The sequence below is a fragment of the Streptomyces sp. NPDC039430 genome, from assembly GCF_055639435.1.
Map to the genome: position 1 here is coordinate 941139 of NZ_JBVKAK010000002.1, position 8823 is coordinate 949961.

Annotated in this window: 10 protein-coding genes; 6 read left to right on the top strand and 4 right to left on the bottom strand. The window is 69.3% G+C overall.

What is annotated here, in order from left to right; genetic code table 11:
* Positions 1 to 80: 80 nt before the first annotated feature.
* The 3 genes from ACZ7LS_RS09250 (at position 81) to ACZ7LS_RS09260 (ending at position 2225) form a co-directional block, all read left to right on the top strand.
* Complete coding sequence (locus ACZ7LS_RS09250) at positions 81 to 761, top strand: ADP-ribosyltransferase (RefSeq protein WP_382873362.1); 681 nt, start codon at positions 81 to 83, stop codon at positions 759 to 761.
* 204 nt (positions 762 to 965) lie between these two features.
* A complete protein-coding gene (locus ACZ7LS_RS09255; protein WP_382517463.1) occupies positions 966 to 1178 on the top strand; it encodes an EF-hand domain-containing protein in 213 nt (70 codons plus the stop codon).
* Between the two features lie 105 nt (positions 1179 to 1283).
* On the top strand, positions 1284 to 2225 hold the full coding sequence (locus ACZ7LS_RS09260; protein WP_382873359.1) for a CopD family protein: 942 nt from the start codon (positions 1284 to 1286) through the stop codon (positions 2223 to 2225).
* 15 nt (positions 2226 to 2240) lie between these two features.
* On the opposite strand, the gene ACZ7LS_RS09265 is transcribed toward ACZ7LS_RS09260, so the two are convergent.
* Complete coding sequence (locus ACZ7LS_RS09265; RefSeq protein WP_382664860.1) at positions 2241 to 2624, bottom strand: MerR family transcriptional regulator; 384 nt, start codon at positions 2622 to 2624, stop codon at positions 2241 to 2243.
* Between the two features lie 115 nt (positions 2625 to 2739).
* Between ACZ7LS_RS09265 and ACZ7LS_RS09270 the strand changes: the two genes are divergently transcribed.
* Positions 2740 to 3813 carry an alkene reductase gene (locus tag ACZ7LS_RS09270; RefSeq protein ID WP_382517455.1) on the top strand — a complete coding sequence of 358 codons (1074 nt, stop codon included), beginning with the start codon at positions 2740 to 2742 and terminating at the stop codon, positions 3811 to 3813.
* A 53-nt stretch (positions 3814 to 3866) separates the two neighbouring features.
* Here ACZ7LS_RS09270 and ACZ7LS_RS09275 read toward each other — a convergent pair whose 3' ends face one another.
* The 3 genes from ACZ7LS_RS09275 to ACZ7LS_RS09285 all read right to left on the bottom strand — a co-directional run bounded on the left by ACZ7LS_RS09275 (position 3867) and on the right by ACZ7LS_RS09285 (position 6448).
* Positions 3867 to 4478, bottom strand: coding sequence for a dihydrofolate reductase family protein (locus tag ACZ7LS_RS09275; protein WP_385136588.1), 612 nt, complete (start codon positions 4476 to 4478; stop codon positions 3867 to 3869).
* Between the two features lie 145 nt (positions 4479 to 4623).
* The gene (locus tag ACZ7LS_RS09280; protein ID WP_385136587.1) at positions 4624 to 6060 is read right to left on the bottom strand and encodes a tyrosine-type recombinase/integrase; all 1437 of its coding nucleotides are present in this window, start codon (positions 6058 to 6060) and stop codon (positions 4624 to 4626) included.
* A gap of 121 nt (positions 6061 to 6181) precedes the next feature.
* The gene (locus tag ACZ7LS_RS09285) at positions 6182 to 6448 is read right to left on the bottom strand and encodes a helix-turn-helix transcriptional regulator (RefSeq protein WP_385136585.1); all 267 of its coding nucleotides are present in this window, start codon (positions 6446 to 6448) and stop codon (positions 6182 to 6184) included.
* Positions 6449 to 6863: 415 nt separating this feature from the next.
* On the opposite strand from ACZ7LS_RS09285, the gene ACZ7LS_RS09290 reads away from it, so the two are divergent.
* Both ACZ7LS_RS09290 and ACZ7LS_RS09295 read left to right on the top strand, forming a co-directional pair.
* Positions 6864 to 7544 carry a PDDEXK family nuclease gene (locus ACZ7LS_RS09290; RefSeq protein WP_385136584.1) on the top strand — a complete coding sequence of 227 codons (681 nt, stop codon included), beginning with the start codon at positions 6864 to 6866 and terminating at the stop codon, positions 7542 to 7544.
* 261 nt (positions 7545 to 7805) lie between these two features.
* Positions 7806 to 8492, top strand: coding sequence for a GIY-YIG nuclease family protein (locus ACZ7LS_RS09295; protein ID WP_385136582.1), 687 nt, complete (start codon positions 7806 to 7808; stop codon positions 8490 to 8492).
* Positions 8493 to 8823 lie beyond the last annotated feature (331 nt).

Consider the following 8823-nt stretch of genomic DNA (forward strand, 5'->3'; position numbering starts at 1 on the left):
TGGACAAGGTTGTGGACGACACGCCCCCGGACGGGTGACGGTCCACGGCCCGCCGCCGTACAGCGTGGAGGGTGCACCCCATGATCACTTCTCGCTCGCGGCGGCGGGCCGCAGCCGTCGCCCTGTCCGTCCTCGCCGTCCTGATTCCCGCCTCCGCCACCGAGGCCGCCGCCACGCGGTCCCTCGCCGGTTCCGCTCCGGTCCCATCCGCCCCGGCCGGGTCCGCCCCGGACACCTCCGCCCCGGCGCGGGCCGCCTCCGTCGAGGCCGCCGCATCCTGCCCCCGTGTGGAGGACCCGATGTACGCGGCGGCGGACCACACGGTCGAGGTGAACCGGATCACCCCGACGCCCGCCTGGCGCACCGACTGCCGGCAGCTCTACCGCGCCGACAGCCGGAAGCCGGAGGTCATCTTCGAGCAGGGCTTCCAGCCCAAGGCGCCGGTGAACGGGCAGTACGACGTGGAGAAGTACGTCCTGGTCAACCAGCCCTCGCCCTATGTCTCCACCAGCTATGACCACGACCTGTACAAGCAGTGGTACAAGAGCGGCTTCAACTACTACATCGACGCCCCCGGCGGCATCGACGTCAACAAGACGATCGGTGACACGCACAAATGGGCCGACCAGGTGGAGGTCGCCTTCCCCGGCGGGATCTCCCGGGAGCGGATCGTCGGTGTCTGCCCGGTCGACAAGGTGAAGAAGACCGAGATCATGTCGGAGTGCCTGGACAATCCGCACTACCAGCCGTGGCGCGGCTGACGGACGTACGCGTCTGCGCCGCCGGTACCGAACGCCCGCACACCGCGGGCGTTCGGTACGGCAGGTGGCAGGCGGTGGTTTCCCGGCGGCGGGCGCCGGGCGACGCGCAAGCCATGATCCGGTGCCGCCCCGGGCTGCCGCCGTCCGGGTGAACGCGTACGGATAATCTGACCCCGTTAGCAGGCATCACGAAGGGGCGGAACAGTGGCGGACATTGACGAGGCGCGCACGGCGTTCGAGCGGTTCGACGCGAACGGCGACGGGCTCATCACGGCGGCGGAGTACAAGAGCGTGATGGCGCAGCTCGGCGACTTCCATGTGACCGAGACGGTCGCGCAGGCCGTGATCAACGCGCACGACGGGAACGGGGACGGTCTGTTGACGTTCGACGAGTTCCTGGCCTCGCGCAAGGGCTGATCCGGGGGCGGTGGTACGGGCCGGAGCGCCCGGGACGGCCCGGACCATCAGCCTCTCGCCCCGCTCGCGTTGCCGGGAGACCCGCCGGGCAGAGAAGATCAAACGGTGATATATCCGGGTCCGTCCGCTGACGAAATCACCGCCTCGGCCGGCCGCAGGGCCGCGCTGACAGCCGGTGGTGTCCTGTTCGCCGCGCTGGTCGTACCGCTCGGCCTGGCCATAGCCTCGCGCGGGACCGGTGAGCTGCGCATACCCGGCGCGGGAGGCATCACCGCGCTGCGGGTCGCCGTCTTCACCGGGCTCGCGCTGCACCTCGGCGAGCTGGCCGGAGCCCGGCTCGCCCGTCCCGGCCCCGCGCCCCGCGGCTGGGCCCTCGCCGCCGCGCTGACCGGGGCGGGCGCCTCGGCCGGGCAGATCATCCTGCTCGCGTTCGTGAGCGGCCTCGACCTCACCACCGTGTACGGCACCGTCGAGGGCCGGCTGCTGCTCTTCATGGCCAACGGCTTTCTGCTGGCGGCCGGTTGCGTCGCCGTGAACCGCCCCCTGGCGGCCCTCGTACCGCTCGCCGTGGTCGTCGGCGCGGAGGCCCTGCGGGCCCACCCGGAGCCGTACACCCCGATGCTGGGCACCGCCCTCACCACCGTCCATCTGACCGCGGCCTCGCTGTGGACCGGCGGACTGCTCTACGTACTGCGCACGATGTGGCTGCGCCGGGAAGACCCGGCGGCGGCCCGCCAGGTGCTCGCCCGCTATGCCCGGCTCGCCGGCTGGCTCTTCGCCACGCTCGCCGCCACCGGAACGCTCTCCACCCTGCGCAGACTCCCCGCGGACGTCGTGTTCAGCACGGCGTACGGCCGCGTGCTGATCGCCAAACTGCTGCTGGTCGCGGTCGTGAGCGGCCTCGCCCTGACCGCCAGGCACCGGCTGCGCCGCGGCGCGGACGCCGGGCCCCCGGCGCGGGCGGAGCTGGCCGTACTGGCGGCGGTCGTCCTGCTGTCGGCGATCCTGACGGTGGTCCCCGACCCGCACTGGCTCAGCACCCGTTGACGGGTCCCCCGTGACTCATGTGACGGTCTCCAGGGCCGTCCTCAGCTGCTCCCGGTGCGCACGGGCCGTGGCCACCAGTCCGTCGAGCGCGTCCCGGTTCCGCATGAGCTCGTCGATCTGCGCGGAGAGACGGTCGCGCTCCTGCGCCATCCGCTCCAGCGCGTGGTCGGAGTTCGCCTCGCTGGGCGCGTCGACGCAGGGCAGCAGCTCGGCGATGGTGCGGCTGGACAGGCCCGCGGCGTACAGCCGCTGGATGAACGCGACCCGTTCGATCTCGTCGTGCGTGTAGTGCCGCTGCCCGCTGGGACTGCGGGTGCTGCTGAGCAGCCCCTGCTCCTCGTAGTAGCGCACGGACCGGACGCTGACTCCGGCCTGTGACGCGAGTTCCCCGATCCGCACGTAGCCTCCCGGCCGTGTCCTGCCCCACAGAGCTTGCCTCTGACGTCAGTGTCAGGTTTTAGCGTAGCCGCAGTGCCCGGGACGCGGGCGCGGCGGACCGCGAAGGAGTCCTGACGTGACGAACCTTTTCACCAGCTACCGGCTCGGCGGCCTGACGCTGCCCAACCGGGTGGTCATGGCCCCGATGACCCGGGTCAGGGCCGCAGCCGGCGGTCTGGCGACGCCGTCGATGGCGGCCTACTACGCCCAGCGGGCCACAGCCGGGCTGATCGTGAGCGAGGGGGTGCAGCCGAGCGTGATCGGGCAGTCCAACCCGGGTACGCCGGGGCTGCACACCGATGAGCAGGTCGCCGCCTGGCGTCCCGTGACGTCCGCCGTCCACGCGAACGGCGGACGGATCTTCGCCCAGATCATGCACGGCGGCCGGGTCTCGCATCCCGACACCACCGGCGTGCGACCGGTCGGGCCCTCGGCCGTGCCCGCCGTCGGCGACGTGTTCACCCCGACCGGGCCCCAGCCCGCCCCGGTGCCGCGCGCCCTGGACACCGCCGAAGTGCCCGCGCACGCGCGGTCGTACGCCCTGGCCGCCCGCCGCGCCGTCGACGCGGGCTTCGACGGGGTGGAGCTGCACGGCGCCAACGGCTACCTCATCTCGCAGTTCCTCTCGTCCAACGCCAACCTGCGCACGGACCGCTACGGAGGCCCGGCCGCCCACCGGATCCGGTTCGCCGTCGAGGCCGTCTCCGCCACCGTCGAAGCCATCGGCGCGGCCAGGACCGGCATCCGGCTCTCACCGGGCGGGGGCTTCTGGGGAATCGAGGAGACCGGCGTCCGTGAGCTCTACACCGCGCTGCTGACCGAGCTGGCCCGGCTCGACGTGGCGTACGTGCACCTGGAGGCCACCACCGACGACGAGACACTGCTCGCTCTGCGCCGGGCGTGGCCGGGCGCCCTCGTCATGAACCCGGTGCTTCCGATGGGACCCGAGCAGACCGGCCGGGACGACGCCGACCACTGGCTCGGACTGGGCGCCGACCTCATCAGCTTCGGCCGCGCCTTCATCGCCAACCCCGACCTGGTCGAGCGGCTGCGCGGGGGACTCCCGATCGCCCCCGTCGACGAGGCCACGTACTACCAGGGCGGCGACCAGGGCTATCTGACCTACCCGTCCCACCAGTACGCGGCCTGACCCCGGCCGTGGCGGGCGGGGCGGTCGTCCTCGACCTGGGCGGCACCGGGGGCCTACGCGTCGGGCCCGTACGTCCCGAACTCCGGAAGCCCCGTCGATTCGAAGGTGTGCACCGACAGGCCGCCCGGTGTCGTCCGCTGGCCGACCAACCGCAGCCCGGCCGGTGCGCCGCCGTCCGGGAACAGACGCCGGCCCTGGCCCACCACGACCGGGGCGATCACGAGCCGCAGCGTGTCGACCAGCCCGGCGGCCAGCAGGGACTGGGCCAGCCGGGCGCTGCCGTGGATCTGCAGCTCCCGGCCGGGCCGCCGCTTCACCTCGGCGACCTGGGCGGGGACGTCGCCGGACAGGATCGTGGTCGGGTTCCACTCGGCCCTGGTCAGGCTGTGGGAGGCCACGTACTTCGGCAGGCCGTTCAGGATGGCGGCGGAGGGATGGTCGGTCATCTTCGGCCAGTCCCGCGCGAAGTTCTGGTAGGTACGGCGGCCGAACAGGAACGCGTCCGCCTCCCCGAGCCAGCTGCCGGCCAGCCGCTCGAACTCCTCGTCGAGGTGCGGCACGAACCAGCCACCCCGCGTGAACCCGTCGCTGGTGTCCTCGTCCGGGGACCCCGGGCCCTGGGAGACCCCGTCGAGCGTCAGGAACTCCTGCACAACCAGCTTCATCGCGCACCACTCTCTTCGACCCCGATGGCCGATTCAGCGTGTCCGGCGGGGAGGAACGACCGTCCCCACTGGTTGGACACCGCGGGACGAGGAAACTCATCGGTCCGAACGCCGCGGCCCGCACCGGCCCGCGCGGCCTCTGTCGTCAGCACTCGATGATGTTCACCGCGAGCCCGCCCCGGGCGGTCTCCTTGTACTTGACGGACATGTCGTCCCCCTGTCGCACCATGCCCTTGACCTGCATGTTCGAGGGTGTCCGAGGGGCGATCCACGTCCGCAGGGACTTCTCAGGGACTTTCGGCCGGGAGGGATCCCGCAGCCAGGCGTCCATCGCGGTGAGCCCTCGCTGCCCCGCGCCGGGCATGAAGTGAGCGTAGTGGTCGAGCGTGACCTTCGGCGTCGAGTGCCCGAGCCATTTGGACAGGCTGACGACCGACTCGCCGGCTTCCAGCTGCACGCTCGCGTAAGTGTGGCGGAGGACGTGGAACATGTCCTCGCGTGGGGCGGCATAGCGCGGGACCCGGCGGATTCGGTTGCCGTCGTGCCGCACCTTCTCGCCCACGGGCTTGATCAGTCCGGCGGCGGCGAGCGCACGCTTCCAGCTGCGGTCGTTCCAGGTCCGGTAGTAGATGCGGTTCCCGTGCGACGAAGTGAGGATCAGGTCGACTGTGATCGGCTTCCGCTGGCGCTCTTCGAGCGCGGTGGTGGGGGTCTTCGGGTTCCGCCAGGGCAGCGTGCATGAAGTCGACGGGAATCGGCGGAAGTGAGTTCGGGCCCGAAGCGCGAGGTTCGCCGGCAGGGGGATCTCGCGGGTCTTGCGCCCCTTGGGGAGCGAGAAGTAGGGGCGTCCCTTGATGTCCCACCTGAGCTGGCGGCGGACGTGGACGACTCCAGCCGCGAAGTCGAAGTCCTCTTCGGCGAGACCGAACGCTTCGCCTTGGCGCAGCCCGAGCCCGATGCCGAGATCGACAGCGATCTGGTAGCGGTCTTGCAACCCCACGCGGACGGCGTCGACGACCTCACGTGACCACGCCTTGGCCTTGCTGTCGATCGCTCGTGGGGGCTTGACGCTGTTCTTCACCTTCATCGGGTTGCGAAGCAGACGCTGGTCGTCGACGGCACTGCCGAGGATCGAGGACAGGTGTCCCCAGATCACCTCTGCCGTCGACTCTTCGACCCTCGTCAGCAGTGCTGCCTTGAAGGTCCGCAGAGCGGAAGCGTCGATCTCACGCAGGGCGTAGTCGCCCACCAACGGGATGATGTGGTTCCAGATGCGGCTGCGCATCGGGTCCGCCGTCGAGGGCTCGTCGGAGCGGCCCGCCCACCAGTACTCGGCGATGTAATCGGCGAGAAGGATCTCCCCCTTGCGGGGATCGACGAACTCGCCACGGCTGGAGTCCGTCTTGGCGCTGGCGAGCCACTGCTTCGCGTCCTCGCTCGTGTGGAACGACCGGTCCTGGATGCCGGGAATCCCCTTGACCCGGTAGCGCTTCCCGGTGCCGTAGATCGCGGTCCGCTCCCGCTTCCCGGTCAGCTTGTCGGGGCGCTTCTTCAGCCATCGGTCTTCTATGTAACCCGCCATGACGGGGTCCTCCAGTGGTGCGTGATCATGAGCTGGTCGGTGCTAACGCGATCTTCGGCACGATCCAATCCCCGTGCGATGAACTTCTTCTCGGGGGAGACGAGTCGCGTAAGCCACCGCGCTACTTCACGGGCTTCGAGCGCCGCTGCGGCTTCCGGTTCAGCGGGTCAAGGACGCGGTTGGAGCGGGAGTCCGCTAGCTCCTGATCGCGGACCCACTCGTCGAGCGCCGTGATCCGGTACATCACGCGCCTACCCATGCGGAAGCTGGGAGGCCCCTGTCGGCGGTGACGCCAGACGTACAGCGTGTTGGGCGAGATGCCGAGGTACTCGGCGGCCCTGGGAAGGGTCAAGAAGGCGGCCTGGGATGCTCCGCGCGGCTCCGGCATGGGTCGACTCCTGTCGTGTGGGGCGATGACAGGACGAGATTCCAGAGAAAGGGCGAGTTGGACGAACCGGATTCTCGAGATAGAGGGGGCGTTACTGAGTTGGAACTTGTGATGCCGTAGCAGCTAACGATGGTTGTCGGCTGCGCTAAGGCTGAGGCATGAGACGTGTAAACGAGGTCGGCCGAATGCTGAACGGCAGCAGTATCGCGAGGAGTTAGGGCTACGAGCGGTGGAGCGTTTCGCCATGGGCGAAGGCGAGCTCGGTGATGGCCAAGGACCTAGAGAAGCCTTAGTCTTGCTGCTCAGAGGCATGTCTCGCCTACGTGACCACCCGTCGGACAGCCCGCTTCATGAAAGCGCGAGGTTAGCGGTCAAACTGCGGGGCGGCGCAGAACTGACCCAGAACGGAGACGCCGTGACGGAGCTCCCCGAAGACGGCCAGCCCATCGAAGCCGTACCGACGGTGTACAGCGGCACCACCTTTCGCTCTCGGCTAGAAGCCGACTGGGCCCGCACCCTCGACACCCAAAGCATCCTCTGGCAGTACGAGCCCGAGCAAATCACCTTGCCGTCAGGGGCGCATTACCTGCCGGACTTCTGGCTGCCCGAGATCGGGACATGGCTTGAGGTCAAGGGGCCAGCCACCCCCCGCAAGGAAAAGGCCGTCGAGGTGGGCAAGGCGCGCGCCTGCCGTTGCGACGGCCCCTGCACCTGCGCGTGGCCCGGTGGCGAGATGGTCCTCCTTGGCTGGGTCGCGGAACGCGCCCACGGCGACATCAACGTGGCTCGCAGCCGGTCGGGCTACGCCAGTTGGGCTGCCGCTCACGGGCCCAGCGCCTACTTCGCGTTGTGCCCCTGGTGCGGGCTCAGACAGTGGATCACCCTGCGCCGTCCGTGGCAGTGCCGCGCCTGTCGCCGCAGTCTGGAAAGCGAGGAGTTGTACCAGCCCCACGACCGTGTGCTGCCTTTCGGGAGCGGCTCGGGGTGGTCGCCTGCGGACGCGGTGGCCATCCGCAGGGAGATCGCCGAACAGATAGCCGAGGCAGAGGCCGCCGACTCGGAGGACTCTCGCTCGGAGGCCCCGAACGAAGAGTGAGGGCGCGGGCGCGTAATGCTCGCCCACTCGCGAGTGAAGGTCCACCCTCGGCCGGCACCGAATGGGCGCCGCGCGGTCGCCACAAGGCGGCGGTACTTCGACGGCTCTCCAGGGGCGGTCGGCCGGGGGCGCTGAACCTCACAGGTCTGGAACAGATCCGCGCGCCCGGCGTTTTCACATCATGGCGGCCCGAACACTGCGGGCCGCCTCCGCCGAAGGAGGCTCATCATCCGCGTCTACCGCCGACATCCCTACGCCGTCTTGGTCGACGCCGTCACCCTTCTCAATCAGGACCTGAGCCCCACCGCCCGCCTTACATACGCCGTCCTCACCGCAGACCAACAGGTCGACGAGGGCAGCGAAACCTTCGACCTGGACCACATTGCCCGCGTTGTGGGCCTGGCCGACTCGGACGCGCTGCTACCAGTCCTTGCTGAACTCACCGCGGTCGGTGTAGTCGACAAGCGTGAGCACCACGGCCTGGGCCTTGTCCTCTCCGTGAACCTCGAGGCGATACCTCCAGCCGACCAGCAACCGTGCGTGCCCTGCGACGACTGCGGCCAGTGCTCGTGCGGTGGCCTGAGAGGGGTTTGCCAGCCCTGCTCAGAGGTCCGGGCATCACGTGTCCCCGAGGCGGAGAGCACCAATGAGATGGACTCCCGGTGGGTCTATGCCGTGTCCACCGAAGCCGACCCGAAGTCCATAAAGATCGGTGTTGCCGGGAACATCCAGAAGCGCCTTAAGCAGCTCCAGATTGGGTCGGCGTCTCCCATAGTGCTGCGCTGGCAGTCGCCGGGCGGATTTCCGTTGGAGAGCCACCTCCACGAGAAGTTCACCCGGCTGCGGATCGTAGGGGAGTGGTTCAACTTCCAGCGCACCGCAGACCCAGTGAAGGCCATCAACAAGGCGGCGCGGACCTTCCTTCAGCAGTACGACGCCACCTATTGAGGCTGAGCTCGTGGGATCGTGGCCGGTCAGGCGGTTCTGATGTTCAGACCGGTCTCGGCGAGGCTGCGCCCCGGCAACGCATCACCCGGGTCGCTGCCGACCAGCTGCGCCTTCACAGTGACGTCAAAGAAGCGCTCCTTTCGCGGGATCACAGGCGCTTCAGAAGCAATCAGTGCGTTTGCGCGGTCTCCCGCCGGCTAGCACTCGCTGGCCTACGTCGAACACATGGATAGGGTTGAGCTGCCCCGAGTTTCGTAGCGGCCGGTTTGCGTGGTTTCAGGCGGTGTTCGTTGCTGCCTGAGATCGGTAGTGCTGGGTCTCGAATTCCTCG